This window comes from Streptomyces klenkii, assembly GCF_003626645.1.
GTDB lineage: Bacteria > Actinomycetota > Actinomycetes > Streptomycetales > Streptomycetaceae > Streptomyces > Streptomyces klenkii.
Genome location: NZ_RBAM01000038.1, coordinates 1 through 19,112 on the forward strand (window position 1 = coordinate 1; position 19,112 = coordinate 19,112).

Here is a 19,112-nt window from a genome sequence, read left to right on the forward strand (position 1 = left end):
CGCCGACGCCGGGCACTGGCCCGCCGCAGCATCAACAAGCCCGACGAGATCGCCTACTTCCTCGCCTACGCACCACGGGAGACCACCGTGGCCGACCTGGTCCGGATCGCCGGAACGCGCCGGCAGAGCGAGGAGTGCTTCCAGGCGGCAAAGAACGAGTGCGGCCCGGACCCGTACGAGGCCCGCCGATACGCCGGCTGGTACCGGCACATCACCCCGGCCATGCTCGCCCACGCCTACCTCACCATCATGGCAACCGACGCGGCGGAAAAGGGGGCTGCAGAAACGCTTCCGGCACCCTGGCACCGCTCACCGTGGCAGAAGTCCGCCGGCTCCTGGCGCTTCGCCTCTGCCCGAACCGCCAAACCGGCCGGTCGCTTCGCGCGCACGCCCTGAACTGGTCGCACTGGCGCCGCAGACACCAGGCCGTCTCCCGCCCCTGCCACTACCAACGACGACTCCACACGTTGGAGGGGCGGTCCGGCCGCACCGCCCCTGATCCACGACCGGACCACTACACCCCCGACGACGCCTTTGACCAGGCCAGATAGCGAAACCCTGCTGGAGTACTAAATCTGGGGATTCCGTGGGGGCGACCGGCTGGTCCATAGTCCGGAGGGACGTACCGACACGTGGTGGCCCTGCTCGCGAAACTCCTCACCTGAGCTGACCCGCCTGCCGCACCTCCTTGACCTGCACACCTACACACTCTGATGCAGGGCCGCGGCCCGCACCACCGGAAGCCGGATGTCCCGGCAGGCAGGCGAACGTCTCCCCCAGCGTCTCCCCCGTCCACGACCCGGTCGCGTACGTCGTCGAGGATGGCCGGATCGCGGTAGGCGAGGGCGAGTTTGACGGTTCGCCCGGTCAGGCCGCGCCACTGCTTCATTCGGTTGGTGCAATCGCTCCGTGGTGTTGCGGCTTGCAGGCCTCCGCGTCGAAGCCCGGCGGACGCCCGCCTCGACCGCCTCGCCGCGGACGCCGGCCGACCCGGTCGGACGGCTGAGGATGACCGCGCGTATACGACTCTTGCGTGGCTGTCCGGCGTCAGTGCGTGGTGACCCAGGTGTGAACGGCCTTGGAAGTGATGTCGAGCGGGATCGAGTACGCATGACCGATCCGTCCCGCGGCCTGCGGCGTCGCCTGTGTCCAGCCCGGAAGGGGAACCGGGCGGTCGACCGTTACCGCGACGTCCGCGCCCGTATGGGTCTCGTACGTGCCGACACCCGGCACCGAGACCGAGTGGTGACCGCTGATGCCGAATCCCTGCGGCAAGTTCCCGTACGTGTCCCCGTGGGAGGCGGCCACCGCCAGGTCGAACACCGAATAGGTCTTGCAGTCCTTGTTCCCGTCCTTGTAACCGGGGCCCCACACCGTCAGCCAGGACCCGTCATCTTTCTGGAGGGACGAGTGAACGCACTGGGTGAACCGCCCGTTCAGGTCTCCTGTGAGGTTCACCTTCCCGGTGCGCACGGTACGGGTCATGGTTCCGTGCACCTTGCGAGAGGAGTGCGGCGGTACGGGGATCGTCTGGGAGGGGATGGTGACCTCCACGTCCTCGCCTGATGTCGTTTCTTTGGATGTTCCCCACGTGTATGTCGTACTGAGCGAATCCCCCAGGTTGATCAGCGGGCCGACCTTGAGCTCGGCGCTGACGGTATTGCCTGTGCTGACCTGTTGGGTCACCTGGCTCGTGACGGAATTGTGGTACGTCTTCGTCATGGGTGCGCTCGTCATCATGAGCGTTTCGTCACCGGGGTTCGTCAAGGTGGTGGACAGCTCTTCCGAGATCTCCACTCCCCTCTCCACTGACTTGACGGTCGGGGAACCCGCCGGTGTCACCTCGAGGTTGCCGAACGTGACCTGCGAGGCGTCGTTCCCTATTCCGTCGTACAGGGCTCCCATGTGGGCCCATCGGCACCCGGCCCTGGTGCAGACGAGCCCGTACGGTTGCGGTGAACCCCAGTGCTGCTCATGATCGGCCTGCTTCGCCGCCCAGGCGGCCGGGTCGCCGTACCGCACCATGTCGTTGAGCGCTTCGTCGAGGGTGGCGGGGGCCGGTGGCCGGGTATCAGCGTACGCATTTCCCGGCACCGCGACGACCGCCATTGTCGCCGTCATCGCGGCAGCCGCGGAGAAACACGCCATCGACTTCTTGGATATGTGAAGCCTCATCTGCAACTTCCCTTATCGGAAATCTTCCGGATCAACCCGGAAGAGCTGCACGCTAGCACGCATATATCCCGCTCCAGCAACCGTCGGACGTCAACGGATGAGCTTTTATCGCATTTCTTACGTGAATGTTTATGCGTGCTCAGTCATGAAAGGGGGCGCGGGGGCCGCAGGGTATGGTCCAGCAGGCATTCCATGGCGTGACGGTCAGGCCCTGGGGTGAAGTGCCGCAGTGCAGCCCGTGTCTGTTCGGCATACCGGGACGCCAGAGTCCGTGCCGCTGTGTCGCCGCGGCCCTCTTTGACGAGCCGGATGACAGCCCGGACGTCTTGGTCCGTGCCGAGGCATCCGACGGTCAAGGACTTCAGCCGCGTGCCGAGTTTGCTGTTGTGGTGCAGTGCAGTACGTGCAGAACGGGGATCCCGAAAATTCGCCTCGGGTTTCTACTGGTCGGCGACTTGGTTGGACAGCAGGCGCAGTGCGTCGGCCGAGGCGGTGTCGTTGGGTGTGTAGACCTCCAGCCGGTGGTCGGGGCTCTCGGGCTGGAGCCACACTTGATAGTCGATGTCGATGTCGCCGACGGTCGGGTGCTGCAGGTACATGGTGCCGACGGTGCAGTCCGCGACGTCGCCCTTGGCCCATAGCTTGGCGAATTCCCTGCTGTGCATGGCCAGTTCGCCGATCAGTTCGGCCAGCCGGGCGTCGGTGGGATAGCGGCCCGCGGTGAGCCGCAGGTAGGCGACGTGGATGAGGGCGAGTTCGTCCCAGTTCCGGTGAAGGTCTCGGGTGAGGGAGTCGAGGAAGAACATCCGGGGGATGGAGGGCCGTCGCGCGGGATCGTGGGGCGCCGTGAAGTCGACGTGTTCCGCGACGAGGGCATGTCCGGTGCGGTTCCAGGCCAGCACGTCGCCGCGGCGGCCGAGCACGACGGCCGGCGTGCTGTCTCCCAGGGATGCCAGGAGCGAGAGCACCCGTTGGTGCGGCCTTTCCGGACGGGGACGGACCAGGCGTGACGTGCTGGGCCGGCGGGAGAGGTTGTGCAGGTGGGCCGTCTCGGATGGATCGAGCCGGAGCACGTTGGCGAGCGCGTCGAGGACCTGTTGGGAGGCGGTACCGGCCTGGCCTTGCTCCAGTCGTGTGTAGTAGCCGGCGCTCACGCCGGCGAGCTGGGCGAGCTCCTCGCGGCGCAGGCCCGGTACCCGGCGGGCGGTGCCGTAGGTGCGCAGTCCGACGTCGCCGGGCGTGACCCGGTCGCGGCGGGTCTTCAGATATGCCCCGAGGCTCTCCAGTTCCATGACTCCGAGCGTAGGTGCCGCGGTCCGTATCAGGGTGTCCCTGTGAGGTGTACCCATGGCGCGGGGATGGTTGCCGGGCGGACGGCATCGCACCGTCGGATGTATGAATACACAGCGTATGTCTCACTCACCCGGTCCGCGGGCGTGGCTCGGTCTGCTGGTGGTGCTCGGTCCGGTACTGCTGGTCGCGATGGACGGCTCGGTCCTGTTCCTGGCGATGACCAAGATCTCCGAGGCGCTGTCGCCGACTGCCGGTCAGGCGTTGTGGATCCTGGATGCCTACGGATTCGCCGTCGGGTCCCTGCTCATCGCGTTCGGGAACATCGGCGACCGGTACGGGCGGCTGAAGCTTCTGATGACCGGCACGGCAGTGTTCGGCGCGGCCTCGGCAGGGGCGGCCTTCGCCCCTGGGCCGGAACTGCTGATCGCCTTCCGGGCGCTCATGGGCGTGGCCGGTGCCACGCTGCTGCCGTCGGCGCTGGCGGTACTCAGCGAACTGTTCACCGACCCGCGCCGGCGGGCGAGAGCGATCGGGATCTTCGCAGCGACCTTTGCCGCCGGCTTCGCGATCGGCCCGGTCGTCGGCGGACAACTGCTGAGCAGCTTCTGGTGGGGGTCGGTCTTCCTGATCAATCTCCCCGTCGTCGTGCTCTTCCTGGTCCTGGCCCCGGTCCTGCTCCGCGAGGTACGTGCCGCACGTACCGGCCGCGTCGACGTCCTGAGCGTCCTGCTCTCCGCCGCAGGCATCGTGCTGACCGTCTATGCGATCAAGCGCGCTGCCGCGGAGGGGCTGACTGCGACCCCGGTGGCCACAGGGATCGCCGGCGTCGTCGCTCTGGGGTGGTTCGCCCGGCGGCAACTGCGCCTCGAACACCCGCTGATCGACTTCAGCCTCTTCCGCGACCGGGTGTTCACGATCGCGGCCATCACCGGGCTTCTGCCTCTGGCCGCATGGTCGGCAACGGCCTACCTCGGCGGCATCTACCTCCAGTCCGTCCTTGGACTGACGGTCCTGGACTCAGCTCTCGTCGCGCTCCCCGGCGCGGCTGCGCTCACCATCACCTGCATCGTCACACCGGCGCTGATCGCGCGTACCGGCACACGGGCAGCACTCGTCACCTGCCACTTCTTCATCGCCGCGGGTCTGCTCCTGCTGCTGGTCACCAGCGTCACCAGCGTCTCCGGCGGTATCGGCTGGTACGTGGCGTCCACCGTCATCGCCGGCCTCGGCTACGGGATCTCCTTCAGCGTTGTCGCCGATACCGCCGTGGCCGCGGTTCCCGCAGAACGGGCCGGGTCCGCGGCAGCAATCGCCGAGACCAGCAACGAGATCGGCAACGCCCTCGGCATCGCGTTCCTCGGCTCGCTGGCTGCCCTGATCTTCCGGCTCCGGGGACCCGGCGTCGCCGGTACTCTCAACGAAACATTGCAGGTGCCCGGCCTCACGGCCGCGGTCATCGGCGATGCGAAGGCAGCCTTCGTCACCGGTCTGCACATCACCGCCGCCATCGCAGGCACCCTCCATGCCGCACTCGGCGCCTTCGCCCTGCGGCACTTGCCGAGGGCCTCCGCCGGCACCGGCGACGCCTATCCGGACCACCTGGTCCAGGACACCACCGAAGACAGCAGCGTCCGGTGACCCATGCCGGCTCCCCGCTCAGCACCGAAGGCCGGACGCGCCCGACAGCATGAAGGGCCAGGAGGCTCCTTGACCCCAAGCATGATTGAGGTTCTAACGTGTCGTCCAGTTGATCATTCTGACGACGGGAAACAACTCATGATCCTCGTGACCGGAGCCACCGGAAACATAGGCAGTGCCTTGCTGGAGGAACTGCACGCACGCGGTATCGGTCCGCTCAGAGGGCTCACCCGTGATGCCGCACGGGTCGTCTTCCCCGAAGGGGTCGAGGCCGTGGAGGGCGACTTCACGAAGCCGGCGTCGTTGAAGCCCGCGCTGGACGGAGTGCGCTCGCTGTTTCTTGTGTCGCGGCTGGGGCCGGACGCCGACATCCTCGAAGTTGCCCGGCAGGCGGGTGTGGAACACGTCGTGCTGGTGTCGTCCATTACCGTCCAGACCCACCCCCGCCTCGGTCCTGCCGGCGAGAACCTGGCGGTGGAGCAACTGCTCAAGTCAAGCGGGATGGCCTGGACGATCCTGCGGCCGACGCAGTTCGCCTCGAACGCCCTCATGTGGGCGGCTTCCATCCGTGACCACGAGACCGTCCGCGCGCCGTACGCGGACACTGCACTGCCGACCATCCACCCTGCGGACATCGCGTCGGTGGCACGGGTGGCACTTACCCAGCCCGGCCACCAGGGGCACACGTACGCCTTGACCGGTCCGGAGCCGGTGACCGCTCGGCAGCAGGTCGAGGCCATCGCGGCAGCACTGGGCCGGGAGGTTCCCTTCGCCGAGATCAGCCGCCAGGAGGCCCACGCGCAGATGGCCGCGGTCTTCGGAGCCGAGGCCGCGGACGCGGTGCTCGACGTCACGGGCGGAGACGTGAACGACGAGTTGCTGATGGTGCGCGACACGGTTTCCCAGGTCACTGGAACACCGGCCCGCCCGTTTCAGCAGTGGGCTTCCGAGAACGCCGACGCCTTCCATTGAACCGTCTGAGCCTGAGCGCGTTGATCCGCGCTCAGGCGTGACACTGAGGAGTACGTCGGAACCTGGCGTGACGCCCGTCTTCACACCCGGCGGACCACACGGCAGGTCTGCGGCAAAGCCACAACAAAGGACTTGCTGCAGACTCCGTCGGCGATTGAGACCGGGTGTGCCGGCCGGGCACCGCCCTGCCGGAGAGGCACGAGCTCGGCACCTCGAGTTGCGCCGGGTGGCGCGGGTGTGCGGCCCGGTCAGAGACCAGGCCTATCCGCGTGCGGCGTCCCAGACCGCGCTGGTCCCGAAGTAGGAGTCGTACAGTTCCTGGACTTCGAGAAGGCTCTCCGGCGGCACCTTGCCGTAGCGGATGCGCTCAAGGTGGCGGAAGTACTCGAAGCGCTCCACCCCGGGCGTGATGATGACGAGCATGTCCGCAATCTCGCCGGGCGCGGCGGCAAAAGCATGCTGCATGCCGGGCGGTACGACGACCACGTCCCCGCGCTCCGCGGTGACTACCTGATCGCCGGACAGCAGCTGGGCGGTGCCGTCGAGGACATAGAACATCTCGGCGGACTTGCCGTGGTGGTGCGGACGGGCGCCGTTCGCGCCCTTGCCGAGGGTGACACGCATGCTGGAGAGCGCGCCACCCGTGGCGGGGCTATCGACGAGCAGTTGGTTGGTCACCGGACCACCCACGCCGGTCAATTCGGCGTCAGCAGCGCGCACAACGACGGTTTCGTCAAAATCGGGGATGAAGAGAGACATCGATTACTCCTGAAATGTTGATCACGCCGAAACGTACGTCATGTGCCGGACCGAAGGCCACAGCGGCCGACCCCGGGCACGCACCCGGCGCTCCCGCCCGGCAGCTCTTCGTCCCGCCGGATGAACCCGACAGGACGAAGTGATCGAGTCCCGAATTCGCCAACAGCGTCCCTGCGGGGGCGCGGGCCTTTTGCTGTCCGTGCAGGTTTGCCCGGCTCCCGGTCAGACCGGACAGGCCAGACCGGGCGAGGGCCGCCGGGCCCAAGGCGTGGCGCAGCGGTGGAGGTGCGGGTGAGGGCGGCCTGGGCGACGGTCGCGGCGACCGGTGAGATCCACGAGGGCTGTTTCCTCCAGACCGAGCGCATGGGCGGGAGCTTCGCGGGCGGCCGCGACAACGTCGCCGTCGTCACGCAGCGCATGCCGGACGAAGTGACCGCCGTACCCAGCCCCGCCGCGGACGGGCGGGCCGCGCTCGGCACCCACCTGCGGGCCTGCAACGGCTCCCGCGCCCAGACCTGGCGCGTGGAGCCTGTCAGCGAGAACGCCTTCCAGCTCCGCAACGACCAGTGCATCCTCGGCTCTGAGCCCTGCCTGGACGTCGACCTGCTGGCCGTCCCCGGCCAGCAGGCGCTGTTCGCGGCGCGACGGGGCTGGTCACCGCTGCTGGCCATCGACCGGCGTTTCGAGATGCTGCCGGAACTTACCCCTGTTGCCCAGAAGGTGACCGACGACTTCGTCTGCCCGATAGGTCGGCGCTGGTGGCCGGCGCCGACCGCACTTCACGGTGCGTCGTACACCAGGTACTCGCTCTTGCCGGTCTTCCGGGCACGCCGCAGGGCCTCCAGCTGCCGCGCGCGACGGGGAGGCGCCTCGGTGATCCAGCTGTCCCACTCCCGCGCGAGGTACTGGTCGTGTTCGTCCGGATCGAGCTTGATCTGCTCCAGTTCCTCGGCGGTGATCGTGCCGCCGTCGAAGACGCACACGAACCGTCCGTGCGGCCAGTCCGGGCGCGGCCGCCAGAACTCGACCAGGAGGAGGTCCATCGGCCCGCGCACCGTAAGGCCGGTCTCCTCCAGGGTTTCCCGACAGGCGGCCGTCTTGGGGTCCTCGTGCTCCTCCATGTTCCCGCCCGGGAGCATCCAGTCGTAGCCGTCGTAGACGGAGTGGAGCAGCACGGGCCGGTCCGGTCCGACGGTGAGCAGCATGCCTCCGGTGCCGGTGAGTTTCGGGCGCGTGGCCGCGTACTGCGTGGCGGTCATCGGCATCGGTCGCTTACCTATCGCCTTCCCCTTCCTCTCTTGCCTGCGACGGGAGGCCCGCGGCAGGTCGTGCGTCACGTCGCCGGCGGAGGTGATCGTGGCCGCCTTCCCCGGAGGTTCAGAAGATCGGCGGCCGCCCGGCCCGGGTGAGCCGGATGACCGTCCGCCAGCCCATCGGCGACCGGGGGCCGCAGTCCGTCCGCAGGCCTTCGAGGAAGCCTGCGACCGAGTCGCGCCGGGCGTCCTTGTCCCGGAAACGCCACAGGGTCACCAGCGCCCACGTGGCCAGGTTGACGGGGATCAGAACGCGGGGGAGGTTGCGGCGGGCGACCCACACCCGGTTGCGTGCGTTCATCCGGTAGAACACCGAGTGCCGGGCCGGGTTGGTCGCGGGGTGGTGAACGACCACGCCGGGCATGTAGAAGCCGGTGTACCCGTGATCCCAGCATCGCCAGGCGAGGTCGATGCCCTCGTGGAAGAGGAAAAAGCGGCCCGGCCACTCTCCGACGCGCTCGAACGCCTCACGGCGCATCAGCACGATGCCCTCGGCCATGACCGTCACGACACCCGGCCGCGTGGCATCCGCGCGCAGCCGGGGCACCCAGCGGCGCACCGTGTCGCCCGTGTCCGGGTCGGCGATGCGGGGCTGCACGTAGGCCAGGCCGGGGTCCTGCCGGAGCCGGGCGGCGAGATGGGCGATGACGTCCGGCTCCGGCAGGATGGCGTCGTTGTCGAAGAACAGCAGCAGGTCACCCTTGACGTTCGCCGCGCCCACATTGCGGCCTTCGGGGATGCCGACGTTCTCCGGCAGCGCGACCGTACGGACCCCGGGCGGCACGAGCTCGGGCTCGCACCCGTTGCCGACCACCACCACGTCCAGGTCCACGTCTTCCTGAGCCAGGACCGAGGCCATGGCCTGGGGAAACTCGGTCGGGCGGTCGTTCATGGTCAGCACGACGACGCCGATCGTCGGGACTGGTGCTCCAGTGGTCACGGTGACTTCCTCAAGCAGGTTCCTGTCCGCGGCAGGGTACACATCACAGGGCCGGCCGAGGTGGCCGCGTTCACCCTCGCGTTCCCTGGACACCGACCGGCCGCTGCCCGCTGGACACCGGCACCCGGTCGTGGCCGACGGCCTTCCCGGTCCCGTCCCGGCGCATGGCCGTCATCCGCAGCTCGGCCAGGCGCGGCACGAGGGACACGTCCAGCTCCTCGACCGGGTGAACCAGCCCGCGCGGGCATGTCTCGGCAGTCCGGACCCGGCAGCCTGCCCTGGGGTAGGCGGGGTTGATCTCGCCCTTGGGGAGGGTCCCGTTGAAGGGCGTGGGGATGGTGTGCGCGTTCCAGAAGTCCCACGCCTCCATGGCCTTGGCCTGCTCGAACGCCAGGTAGAGCTGGGGGTAGCGGTCGGTGATGCGCATCTCGCGGAACAGCAGCTGCCCCAGCAGACCGGGCGCCGCCTGCGCCAGCGCCTCGAAGTCCGCGCCCTGGAAGGCGATGGCATGGGCGTCCTGTCCGGGGGCCAGCGCGATGCAGGCGAACAGGTGCGGCAGCCGACGGCACACGTACCGGGCGGCGCCCGGGGCCAGGCCGGGCTCGATACCGGCGACGAGCCGTACGAGCTCGTCGTGCCGGGGGTGGAACCGGGAGAGGTCGAACAGCTGGTCCATGCCCTCGACCGCCCCGTGCGCCAGGCGCTTGTAGAGCCGGTTGTTCAGCTCCCCCGCCTCCGCGCACCGCTGGGTCTCGGTGCTGGCCGAGTGCAGCAGCAGGTACTCGGACAGCACCTCGAAGTACACATACCCCAGGAAGGGAAACACCGGCACCGTCCTGGCGAGGGCATCGACGAACGTACGCTCGTCGGCGGCCGCCCCCCGCGCGGCCGCGAGCAGGACGTCGAGGAACCGGGCTGCCGCCTGGACCCGGCCGATGGCCGCCCGGCGCAGCTGGTCGTCCTCGGCGGCCGTCAGGAAGCTGCGGCGGCTGAGGTAGGTCCGCAGGTGGATGCCGCCCAGGCGCAGGTAGTCGATCCCCAGGGGCGGCACGGGGGCGTCCGGGGTGATCTCGAAGACGAGGGTGCAGGTGTGCGGCTTGGTCTGAAGCAGGTAGAAGCCGAGGTTGTGCGGCCGCAAGGCCCCGTCGTGTTCGGTGAGGGGGGCGCAGTACCGCGCGGCGACCAGGCACCCGCTGGACGCGTACAGCTGCCCGCTGGCGCGGATGGCGTCCAGGGCGACGGTGGTGTGCATCAGGTGGATCGGGCGCCCGCTGGTCAGCGCGTTGACCATGGCGTTTCCGCGCAGCAGCCACCCGTTGCGGGTCTCGTTCTCGAGGTGGCCGCGCCAGTCGGCCTCGCTGTCGGCGAGCCCCCTCGGCCCGGGTCGCGCGCCGAGGGAGGCGTAGTCGGTGTGGGCGTCAGCCCACTGGCTTCGCATCGTGCCCCTCCTGTCCGCCTTGGAAGACGATGCTGCACGCGTGGATCAGAGCGGCCTCGTGCCCGGCGCCGTCGAGCCGGGCCCGCTCGCTGCGGACGACCAGGTCGAAGGCGAACGGGTAGAGCCAGTCCGGCACGGGCGTGCGTAACCGCGACGGATCGGGCCACCAGCGCACGGCCGGGAGCCGGTAGCGGTCCAGGCAGTCCGCCGCCTTGAGCAGGTCCGTGACCTGCTCGGCACGCCGGTAGGCGCGCACCTGAGCGGGCGTGAACTCCTCGTACGGCACGTCGTGCAACGCGACGGCGGTCGTCGCCTGCACCAGGCAGTCGGCGGACAGCCGCAGGCCGAAGCAGGCGCAGACGCTCGCGGCGTTCTTCGCGAACCACCGCGCCGCCCGCCGGCCGTGGCCCGCATCCGTGCGGTCGTCGCGGCGGCGGCAATCGTGCACGGCTGCCGCCACGCACAGCGCCGCTGCCGTATCCCCGTAGAGGCCCTGTTCGTGCGCCAGGACGGACGCGAGCAGGCTCACGCGAGCGCAGTGCCGGACGCCGTGCAAGGAATCGCTCTGCTCGACGCAGGTGAACCACGAGGCGTCTGGGGCGAGCATCATCGGTTGGTACTGCGGCAGCGGCGGTATTGCGGGGAACGTCGCCGGGCGGTGCTCGGTGATCCATTCCACGGTGCCGTGATCCATCTGCTGGTGGGCGGGAAGGACCCGTCTGTCGGCGAGGTCCTTCAGCAGGGCAGGCTTCGTCATCTCGGTCTTCCCCCGCCTCAGGCCGACTCGGCGCGCAGCCACCCCGGCACGGCCCCCGGTGTGTCGCGCAGCCAGGCCACGTACCGGCGCACGCCCTCCTCCACGCTGACCGCCGGCTCCCAGTCGAGGATCTTCCTCATGCGTGTGGTGTCGGCGCGACCGCCCATGGGGTCACCTGGCGGCATCGGCGTCTCGATGACCGGTACGTCGTAGTGCTGCCGCACCAGCTCGCTGACCTTCCTGATGGAGGTGGCGCGGCCGGTGCCCACGTTCACCGTGGCCCGGTGGGCGCCGGGCTCCACCGTCGCGAGGAGCGTCGCGTCGGCGATGTCGTCTACGTGCACGAAGTCCCGAACCTGGTGGCCGCCACCGTTGAGGTGCAGCGGCAGACCGAGGTGCGCGTGCATCGCCATCCAGGCTGCCACCCACGAGTGCGACCCGCGCTTGATCGTCTGCGGCTGGCCGTAGACGGAGAAGTACCGGACCACCGAGTACGAGCCTCCGGCCTCACCCACCGTCAACGCGGTCTGGTGTTCCCCCCACACCTTCGTGTTCGCGTACACCGAGACCGGGCGCAGCGGATCGTCCTCGGCGAACCGGGCCGGGGCGTCCGTGCCGCCGCCGTGGCCGTAGACGCTGGCCGACGATACGAAGCACAGGCGCTTCACTGAGCGGGCATGGCGCGCGGCGGCGGCCAGGACGGTCTGGGTGCCGGTGACGTTGTCGTGCAGGGCCGCCATCGGGTTGCGCGTGCACCCGGCCACGTCGGCGAGCGCGGCGGCGTGGATGACGTAGTCACTGCGGGAGACCACGTGGTCGATCAGGGCGGCGTCGGTGATGTCCCCGGCGATCACGTCGCCATCGGTGGGGCTGACGCCGAAGAGGCTGGAGCACACCGACGGCTCGTAGGCGTCGAGCTTCCCCACGGCGACAGGTTCGGCTCCCAAGGCGCGGAGCCTGTGCACGATGCGGCTCCCGACGAGGCCGAAGCCGCCCGTTACGGTGACGGTGGCACCGGCCAGGCGGGACGCGAGGCGGTCTTCAACGTTCATAACCGTTCCCTTCTGTCGATTCGGTTCGGCAGCATCGTCACTGTCCGCCGTGACCACCAGCGGGTGGGATTTGATAGTCCAACGGGAAAACCCCGCGTGCCCCACGCTGCTCACCACAGGCGAGGGCCCGACGCGGCCTCACGCTGAGTCGCGACTGAGTACAGCGTCAACTCGGCGCTGACGTACAGGTGTTGGGTATAGCCCCGGTGTAGCCCCGGCCGGTTCAGCGGTAGGCTTCGGGGTCCTGCCGATGATGGGATGGGACGCGTGGACACACCAATCCGCCACCCACTCGCATACGCCCGGATCACGCGCGGCTGGTCGCAGGCTGACCTCGCCCGCCTGATCCGGCAGGCAGCCGAGCGCCGGGGGCTGCGGTCGGGAGCCATCCCCCAGCGGGTGTCGAAATGGGAGTCCGGACGCGTCATCCCCGACGACGAATCCCAGGACCTCCTCGCCGAAGTGTTCGGCATCGACCCTGGCACCGTACGGGCCCTCGGCTGGCCGAACTGGCTCCCCGGCATGGACACCCCGCTGCCTCTCGGCCCCTACAGCAACGTGCCCGCTCTTCGAGAGGCCCTGCGGACCACCATGGATCTCTACCGCCGCACCTTCACCGCCTACACAGGCGCCGCGCTCGCCGGACTCGCCCTGCAATGGGCCACCGACGAACCGCACGCCGTCGCAACCGCCCTGCGCGGCCGCCGCGTGGACGCCGACTTCGTGACCATGCTGGAGGACACCAGCAAACGCCTGGCGACCCTGGCCACAGAGCAGCGCCAGCACGCCCACCGACTCCTCGACGCACACCTGCACACCGTCACCGACCTGATCGCCGAGGGCCGCCACACCAAAGGCATCGGCAAACGGCTCAACACCCTCGCCGCGAGCCTCGCCCAGACCCTCGGCTGGTACCGCTTCGACCAGGGCGACCACGCCGGGGCCGGAAAGCTGTGGCACGGCGCCCTGCACAGCGCCCACGCCACCGGCGACCGCGACCTGGGCGCCGGAGTCCTCGCCGACTTCGCCTACCAATCGCTGTGGCTGAACCAGCCCAAGGACGCAGTGGACGTCCTCGAGTACGCCATCCGGCGCGCCGACCACCCCATGGCCCGCTCCGTGCTCCACCTCCGCCTCGGCCGCGCCCATGCCGCCCTCGGCGAAGAACTCGCATGCAGCCGAGCCCTGGCCGCCGCCGAGCACCACCTCGGCGCCCCAGCCGCCGACCCGGCCCCCACCTGGTGCGTGTGGATGTGCCCCTCGGACCTCGCCGTCGACTCCGGCCGGTGCCTCCTCGACCTCGGCCACCGCCGCAGCGCCCACCAGCTCATCCAGGACGGCACCAAGGTGCTGCCCGTCGCCCGGACGAAGACGAAGGCGGTGTTCCTCGCATACGAGGCCGAGGCGTACCTGCGCGACGGCGAGTTCGACCGGGCGGCGGCCACTGCCACCCAGGCGCTCACGACGGCGAACCGCATCGGCGCTCCGCGCTGCGTCGAACTCGTCCACGGCCTCCTCCCGGCCTTCTCCGGGCACGCCTCGGACGTGGGTGTCGGGGAGCTCCTGGAGCTGGCCCGCGCCAGCTGACCGCGGCAGGACGCACAGCACGCTGCCGACGGAGGCGACGGACGTCGCCTCCGCCGGCCAGGTGCTCTGCCTCACCCGGCCGCGGCCTCCGCCAGGAAGGCGGCGTTCGCCTTCACGCCATGCCCGAGCGTGATGACGCGGCGGGGCAGCGCGGCCAGCAGCTCACGCGTCGGGCTCGGCGCGGTGGCCGCCTCGGGGGGCAGCAGGTCGAAGATGTCGGGGTAGCGGTCCTCGCTGGCGGCGGTGAAGAAGTCCGCGTCCGTCAGCGGCCGGTCGTCCTGGAGACGGGCCGGGGACGCGTTCGGGGTGATGTGGGGGAAGAGGAACCGGGCGGCCACGCCCTCGGTGACCAGCGGCAGAGCGAGCCAGGTGGTGAGCTGGTCGGGAAAGAACTGCGGCTTCATCTCCGTGCCGCTGGGCTTCCACAGCGGCGAACGGTCGCCCTTGAGGAGGGCGTCGGTGACCCGTGTGTGCTGGGTGGGGTGCAGCCGGTCCCCGCTCATCAGGCGCGAGCGCACCTGGTCATAGAGGCCGAGGGCGTCAAGGAGGCCGAGGCCGATCGCAGCCGCCGACGGCCACGGCAGCACCCGCACCGTCCCGCCGTCGCTCTCGGCGCGGACGAAGACGCGGTCGTTGGCCAGCAGGCCCCACCCTTCGCCGGCGAGCAGCAGGGCGGTGGTCGTCTTGCCCGCACCCTTCCCGCCCAGGGTCAGGACGGCCTCGCCGTCGCGGGTGACGGCGGAGACGTGCAGGATCAGCCAGCCGTCGGCGAGGAGCGATGAACGACGTCGGGGTGAGACGGGCACGGGTGGACAGCCGACGGACCCTGGCGAGCTGCTCCCGGTCCAGCGGCCGGTCGGCAGCAACGAACTGATACCACTGAAAATCCGACACCCTGCCTCCGAACCCCGTCCCCATCTTGGAGCAGCGCGCGCCGCGCCGGGGCGGAATCGGCCGACTCGCACGCGCACGGGGAGCGTGCGGTGGGCCGGTGCGGCCGGGAGCGGACATAGCAGACACAGGCGCTGCCCACAGGCGAGGTCCCCGCGCCCGGCCGGTGACGCACGTCCGGCGATGTCTGCCGCACGCGGAGCGGCTGGGTGTTCGCGGGCGGAGCCGCTGCGCGCGGCGGTGGTCAGCCACGGGCCACCCGCGACCCTACGGCGGGACGCTCCTGCATGCTGTCCGGCATCGTCCAACCGAGTGTGTCGCGAGGCCGCGCGCCGCTGTGAGGGGTCTCTTCAGGTGCTCAGTGTCTGGCGGAGGCGGCCGGCGAGCGAACCGGAGCGGTCGATGCAGGGTCAGTCCGGGGAGGAGTGGGTGGTGCTGGGCCCCGCGGACGAGTCCCTGCTCGTCGGTGATTCCCCTCGCGACTACGAAAAAGGGGTGTCCGGTAACGCGCCCGGTGCCCGGCCGTGCCGCGCACTATCAGGGGTGCTGATCACGGCGCGCCGCGCGGATCGATGCCTCCAGCGCGGCCATCAGGGCAACGGGCGGGGCAGGTTCGGCGGGTGGCTCGAGCCGTCCGCCGACTGCCTTCGTTTCGGCCAAGGCGCTCCAAGGCGGAAGTACTTGTCGTGTTGCTCGGGTGGGGTGTCCTGGGTCATGGCCTCGACGAGCGCTTCGGCCATCGCCAGTTCGCGATGGGTCGGTGCCGCCGCGGCCTCGCGGTGTTCGGGTGGCTCGTTGCGCTCGTGCGGCCAGTAGAGCGTGTGTGCCAGGGACGGGGTGCCGGCGTAGGGGCGCAGGATCACTGGGCGCTCGCGCAGGTGGATGGCGACTTGCTGACACCGACACGGTCCGAGCGCGTCAGGGCGGCGGCAAGTAGGGTGTACGGCTTGTCGGCGCCGGGCCCGAGCGGCTCGGCGTAGTAGAAGTGGTGGAAAAGGGCCGGGTCGACGCTGGCGGCGGGGACGAAGCCGGCCAGGGCCAGGACCTTGAAGGCGGGCAGGGGAAGGCGGGCGAGGTCGTCGTGGAGGACGACCGTGCCGGCCGGCGTTTCGACCCCGTGCGCGACCTGCTCGTAGGGGACCTCCTGGCCGTCAATGCCGCAAACGCGTCGGTGCCTGATCCGGCCGGCCGCCGTCCACCCCGTGGACTTCGTGGGTCCGTCCCGGATACTCAGTGCGCGTCGCGGGATACAGCTGGACAGGTAGAGCGATCATCCCCACGCTGATCATCCCGCTCCGCAGCGGCCTCATGCGTTAGCCCGGTCACCGGCACCGGGCCTGCCAGGGCGGGTGATCACTCATGGCCTCAGCATCGGGCTGCCTGCGCCGCGCGCACGCCGGAGGCCTCCGCGGGACCCGCAGCCGCCGCCCGGGCAGGAGTCCGGGCCTCGCGGAGTCCGGCCCGTGAGCTGACCTTCCTCCTGGTCCAGATCCTGGGGTCCACCGGACACGCTCCTAGGCACGTCGCCGCCGGGCAGCCAATGCGAAGCCCGTGCCGATCCCTGTGAACACCAGCCCGATCCCACCGAAGATCAGCGGCAGCAGCCACAGCGAGAGGAAGCCCTTGATCCGCGCGTCCTCAGGTGAATCCGGGCGGTAGAGCACCTCAACTTGCTCACCCACCTCGTACGCCGGTGGATTGGAACCCGCGGAATCCCGGAACTTCCTCGGCGTGCCGTCCACCGACGTGAACTCGACCACCGGGTACGCCGCAGGCGCGTCGTCGCCATGCGCCATACGAGATCCACCGTCGTGGTCCTCCTGCCAGTCCAGGGCCACCACCGTGCCCCGGGCCCGCTGCGCATCCGTCAGGAAGGAGACCGACACCCCGGCGAAGATCAGCCCGGCTACCAGGCACAGCACCCCGACGGCGAACATTGCGAACGTGAGCCCTCGGAAAGCTCCCCGGCCTCCCTGTGCACGCGTCTCAAACCGAATCTCCACGACGTCCCCCTCAACTCCGGACAAGCGAGGGCGACGCTATCCCAGGCATCCCCCTCGCCACGCTCCCGCCCCGGGTGGGCCGAACGCGGGCCGCCGCACGCCGGCCGCCCACGCAGCCCACCAACGGCGTGACGGCTCCTGAGCCACCACCATCTGCGAAGCCGCGGCACGAAGGCAGCCCCGGCGGCCGGCCGCTTCGACGTGCTCGCCCTTCTCACCTTGACTCTGTCGGTGATCTTGTAGTTTCCCGGTGCGTCAGCATGATCAGGGTGCATGCTCAGGGCTCTTCGAAGCCCGATGCAGTTACCGAGGTGTCTGTTGTCGCTCCGTCCCCGTTCCGGTGAGCTGGTTCCCGCTCTGACTGCGCAGATCGCGCGGGCAAGCAACCCGAAGGGGACGACGGCGATGTGGGTGCGGGACCGGTTGGACGGGCTGTGGCACGACGACGACTTCGTCGACTGGTACCCGCGCGACGGACGCCCCGGCCTGTCACCTGCGCAGTTGGCGACGGTGAGCGTGCTGCAGTTTCTGCTCGGCCTGTCGGACCGCCAGGCGGCGGAGGCGGTCCGCTGCCGCATCGACTTCAAGTACTGCCTGGCCCTGGACCTGGATGATCCCGGCTTCCACCACAGCGTGTTGGCCGACTTCCGTGAGCGGCTGCTGGACGACGGACGTGCGGACCGTCTCCTGGATCTGGCGCTGGCCCGGCTGAAGGACGCCGGGCTCGTGCGTGAGCGCACCACTCAGCGTACTGACTCGACCCACGTGCTGGCCGCGGTGCGCGACCTGACCCGGCTGGAACTGGTCACCGAGGCGGTTCGTGCCGCACTGGAAGAGGCGGCCCGCACGGTGGGGCATCTGCTGACCGACCTGGTCGACGAGGACTGGGGCCGCCGCTATGGCCGTCCGGTGCGTCTGGGCAAGAACCCCAGCCGTCCCAAGACGAGGATCCTGGCCGCCGGCGAGGACGCCTGCCGCCTGCTGGAACGCCTGCACCGGCCCGGCCCGCAGGCCCAGGCCCTGCGCCAGATCGTCGTGCAGAACTACTACCGCGACCCGGCAGGCCGCCTGCGCTGGCGCACCGATGAGGACGGCGGACTGCCGCCCTCATCAGCGGCGATCGTCTCCCCCTACGACACCACCGCGCGCTACGTCCGCCACGGGCACATCATCCGCTGGAAGGGGTTCGCCGCCCACCTCACCGAGACATGCGGTCCCGACAGCGTCAATGTGATCACGGACGTGGCCACCACCTCGGCTGCCACCAGCGACGCCCGGGTGCTGCCCGGCCTGCACAACCGTCTGGCCCGTCGCGGCCTGCTGCCCGCCGAGCATCTGGTCGACGGCGGCTACACCTCCCTGGTCCACCTGGAACGCGCCGCCCGCGAACACCAGGTCACCGTCAGCGGCCCGCTGACGGCCAACCCCACCCGCCAGCACCGCCGGAACGAGGGCTTCGACCGGGACGACTTCCACATCGACTTCGACCGCCGCCAGGTCACCTGCCCGAACGGCCAGGTCAGCGCGGGCTGGCAGGGCCCATATCCGACCTCGCAGTTCGCCGGCGCACCCCTGATCGTCGCGCGGTTCAACAAGAGCCAGTGCCAGCCGTGTCCCGACCGCCCCCGGTGCACCAGCGCCCCCGCCCGGAACGTGGGCTTCCCTCCGCGAGAGCTCCGCGATCTGCAGGTCCGTGTCCGCGCCGAACAGCAGACCCCCGGCTGGAAGGCCCGCTACGCGGTCCGCTCCGGGGTCGAGGGCACCGTCAACGAGTTCGCCCACGGCCACGGCATGCGCCACTGCCGCTACCGAGGCCAGCCCAAAGCCCACCTTCAACACGTCCTCACGGCCATCGCCGTCAACATCGAACGGCTCAGCAGCCGACCAGCGACCGGGAAAGCTCCCTCACCGAGACCACCGACCGCTCTCCAGAACCACCTGGACCAGCACGGCATCCCCCGGTCGAAGTCCTGGCGAACCCTCGGCACCTGACCCCGCCAATCACCAAGATCACCGACAGAGTCAAGCTCACTAGTGCTGTGACTGCATGGGTTCGCCGGGGTGGTGGTCAGGCTGCGGGCTGTCGTGGTCTGCCGCCCCAGCGGATGCCTTTCTCGCTGCGGACACGTGCGCGTTCACGTCGTTGGGCGGCCAGGACGTCCGGGTAGCGGGCGTTGTGGTTTCGCCAGTGCAGGTAGGCGTGCAGGGCCCGGGTCTGGATGGTGTGGTTGGGGTGGTTCGAGTTGGCGAGGGTGAACTGCCGCAGGGGCCCGAAGTGGGCCTCGATCGGGTTG

16 protein-coding genes and 3 pseudogenes are annotated in these 19,112 nt (G+C 69.8%); 5 read left to right on the forward strand and 14 right to left on the reverse strand.

What is annotated here, in order from left to right; translation table 11 throughout:
- Positions 1–396 (forward strand): annotated as a pseudogene (locus D7231_RS37975) (IS701 family transposase); the annotation flags it as partial.
- Between the two features lie 439 nt (positions 397–835).
- Here the strand turns inward: D7231_RS37975 and D7231_RS37980 are convergent.
- From D7231_RS37980 to D7231_RS33970, 3 genes and pseudogenes are all read right to left on the reverse strand, one after another.
- A pseudogene (locus D7231_RS37980) lies at positions 836–1,008 on the reverse strand (IS5/IS1182 family transposase); the annotation flags it as partial.
- Positions 1,009–1,047: 39 nt separating this feature from the next.
- Positions 1,048–2,175: an ETX/MTX2 family pore-forming toxin gene (locus D7231_RS33965; RefSeq protein ID WP_120760103.1), complete on the reverse strand. Its 1,128-nt coding sequence runs from the start codon at positions 2,173–2,175 to the stop codon at positions 1,048–1,050.
- A gap of 440 nt (positions 2,176–2,615) precedes the next feature.
- A complete protein-coding gene (locus D7231_RS33970; protein ID WP_120760105.1) occupies positions 2,616–3,467 on the reverse strand; it encodes a helix-turn-helix transcriptional regulator in 852 nt (283 codons plus the stop codon).
- 118 nt (positions 3,468–3,585) lie between these two features.
- Between D7231_RS33970 and D7231_RS33975 the strand changes: the two genes are divergently transcribed.
- Positions 3,586–5,106, forward strand: coding sequence for an MFS transporter (locus D7231_RS33975; RefSeq protein ID WP_242000064.1), 1,521 nt, complete (start codon positions 3,586–3,588; stop codon positions 5,104–5,106).
- 138 nt (positions 5,107–5,244) lie between these two features.
- Positions 5,245–6,078 (forward strand): NAD(P)H-binding protein, encoded by an 834-nt coding sequence (locus tag D7231_RS33980; RefSeq protein ID WP_120760109.1) that lies wholly within the window; start codon positions 5,245–5,247, stop codon positions 6,076–6,078.
- Positions 6,079–6,339: 261 nt separating this feature from the next.
- Here D7231_RS33980 and D7231_RS33985 read toward each other — a convergent pair whose 3' ends face one another.
- The 6 genes from D7231_RS33985 to D7231_RS34010 form a co-directional block, all read right to left on the reverse strand.
- Positions 6,340–6,837 carry a cupin domain-containing protein gene (locus D7231_RS33985; protein ID WP_120760111.1) on the reverse strand — a complete coding sequence of 166 codons (498 nt, stop codon included), beginning with the start codon at positions 6,835–6,837 and terminating at the stop codon, positions 6,340–6,342.
- Between the two features lie 779 nt (positions 6,838–7,616).
- Entirely contained in the window at positions 7,617–8,102 is a 486-nt protein-coding gene (locus D7231_RS33990; RefSeq protein ID WP_120760113.1) for an NUDIX domain-containing protein, read from the reverse strand.
- Between the two features lie 112 nt (positions 8,103–8,214).
- Entirely contained in the window at positions 8,215–9,090 is an 876-nt protein-coding gene (locus D7231_RS33995; RefSeq protein WP_120760116.1) for a glycosyltransferase family 2 protein, read from the reverse strand.
- A gap of 70 nt (positions 9,091–9,160) precedes the next feature.
- Positions 9,161–10,528, reverse strand: coding sequence for a hypothetical protein (locus tag D7231_RS34000; RefSeq protein WP_120760118.1), 1,368 nt, complete (start codon positions 10,526–10,528; stop codon positions 9,161–9,163).
- The gene (locus D7231_RS34005) at positions 10,509–11,285 is read right to left on the reverse strand and encodes a hypothetical protein (protein ID WP_242000065.1); all 777 of its coding nucleotides are present in this window, start codon (positions 11,283–11,285) and stop codon (positions 10,509–10,511) included. Before D7231_RS34005 ends, D7231_RS34000 begins: the two co-directional genes overlap by 20 nt.
- A 17-nt stretch (positions 11,286–11,302) precedes the next feature.
- On the reverse strand, positions 11,303–12,337 hold the full coding sequence (locus D7231_RS34010; RefSeq protein ID WP_120760120.1) for an NAD-dependent epimerase/dehydratase family protein: 1,035 nt from the start codon (positions 12,335–12,337) through the stop codon (positions 11,303–11,305).
- Positions 12,338–12,604: 267 nt separating this feature from the next.
- Between D7231_RS34010 and D7231_RS34015 the strand changes: the two genes are divergently transcribed.
- A complete protein-coding gene (locus D7231_RS34015; protein WP_242000066.1) occupies positions 12,605–13,924 on the forward strand; it encodes a helix-turn-helix transcriptional regulator in 1,320 nt (439 codons plus the stop codon).
- Between the two features lie 71 nt (positions 13,925–13,995).
- On the opposite strand, the gene D7231_RS34020 is transcribed toward D7231_RS34015, so the two are convergent.
- The 4 genes from D7231_RS34020 to D7231_RS34030 form a co-directional block, all read right to left on the reverse strand.
- The gene (locus D7231_RS34020) at positions 13,996–14,730 is read right to left on the reverse strand and encodes a phosphoenolpyruvate carboxykinase (ATP) (RefSeq protein ID WP_120760124.1); all 735 of its coding nucleotides are present in this window, start codon (positions 14,728–14,730) and stop codon (positions 13,996–13,998) included.
- A gap of 675 nt (positions 14,731–15,405) precedes the next feature.
- On the reverse strand, positions 15,406–15,678 hold the full coding sequence (locus D7231_RS36330; RefSeq protein WP_147449853.1) for a Ku family protein: 273 nt from the start codon (positions 15,676–15,678) through the stop codon (positions 15,406–15,408).
- A complete protein-coding gene (locus tag D7231_RS38695) occupies positions 15,675–16,076 on the reverse strand; it encodes a Ku protein (protein WP_120760133.1) in 402 nt (133 codons plus the stop codon). Before D7231_RS38695 ends, D7231_RS36330 begins: the two co-directional genes overlap by 4 nt.
- A 253-nt stretch (positions 16,077–16,329) precedes the next feature.
- Entirely contained in the window at positions 16,330–16,752 is a 423-nt protein-coding gene (locus tag D7231_RS34030; RefSeq protein ID WP_120760127.1) for a DUF3592 domain-containing protein, read from the reverse strand.
- A 363-nt stretch (positions 16,753–17,115) separates the two neighbouring features.
- Here D7231_RS34030 and D7231_RS34035 point away from each other — a divergent pair, with 363 nt between their 5' ends.
- Positions 17,116–18,810 carry an IS1182 family transposase gene (locus D7231_RS34035; protein WP_120760129.1) on the forward strand — a complete coding sequence of 565 codons (1,695 nt, stop codon included), beginning with the start codon at positions 17,116–17,118 and terminating at the stop codon, positions 18,808–18,810.
- A gap of 76 nt (positions 18,811–18,886) precedes the next feature.
- Here D7231_RS34035 and D7231_RS34040 read toward each other — a convergent pair.
- Positions 18,887–19,112, reverse strand: a pseudogene (locus D7231_RS34040) (IS630 family transposase); the annotation flags it as partial.

Bases quoted from the DNA above. Each gene is read 5' to 3' on its own strand.
- D7231_RS33965 (WP_120760103.1), bottom strand. From the start codon at position 2,175: ATGAGGCTTCACATATCCAAGAAGTCGATGGCGTGTTTCTCCGCGGCT.
- D7231_RS33970 (WP_120760105.1), bottom strand. From the start codon at position 3,467: ATGGAACTGGAGAGCCTCGGGGCATATCTGAAGACCCGCCGCGACCGG.
- D7231_RS33975 (WP_242000064.1), top strand. From the start codon at position 3,586: ATGTCTCACTCACCCGGTCCGCGGGCGTGGCTCGGTCTGCTGGTGGTG.
- D7231_RS33980 (WP_120760109.1), top strand. From the start codon at position 5,245: ATGATCCTCGTGACCGGAGCCACCGGAAACATAGGCAGTGCCTTGCTG.
- D7231_RS33985 (WP_120760111.1), bottom strand. From the start codon at position 6,837: ATGTCTCTCTTCATCCCCGATTTTGACGAAACCGTCGTTGTGCGCGCT.
- D7231_RS33990 (WP_120760113.1), bottom strand. From the start codon at position 8,102: ATGCCGATGACCGCCACGCAGTACGCGGCCACGCGCCCGAAACTCACC.
- D7231_RS34000 (WP_120760118.1), bottom strand. From the start codon at position 10,528: ATGCGAAGCCAGTGGGCTGACGCCCACACCGACTACGCCTCCCTCGGC.
- D7231_RS34005 (WP_242000065.1), bottom strand. From the start codon at position 11,285: ATGACGAAGCCTGCCCTGCTGAAGGACCTCGCCGACAGACGGGTCCTT.
- D7231_RS34010 (WP_120760120.1), bottom strand. From the start codon at position 12,337: ATGAACGTTGAAGACCGCCTCGCGTCCCGCCTGGCCGGTGCCACCGTC.
- D7231_RS34030 (WP_120760127.1), bottom strand. From the start codon at position 16,752: ATGTTCGCCGTCGGGGTGCTGTGCCTGGTAGCCGGGCTGATCTTCGCC.
- D7231_RS34035 (WP_120760129.1), top strand. From the start codon at position 17,116: ATGCAGTTACCGAGGTGTCTGTTGTCGCTCCGTCCCCGTTCCGGTGAG.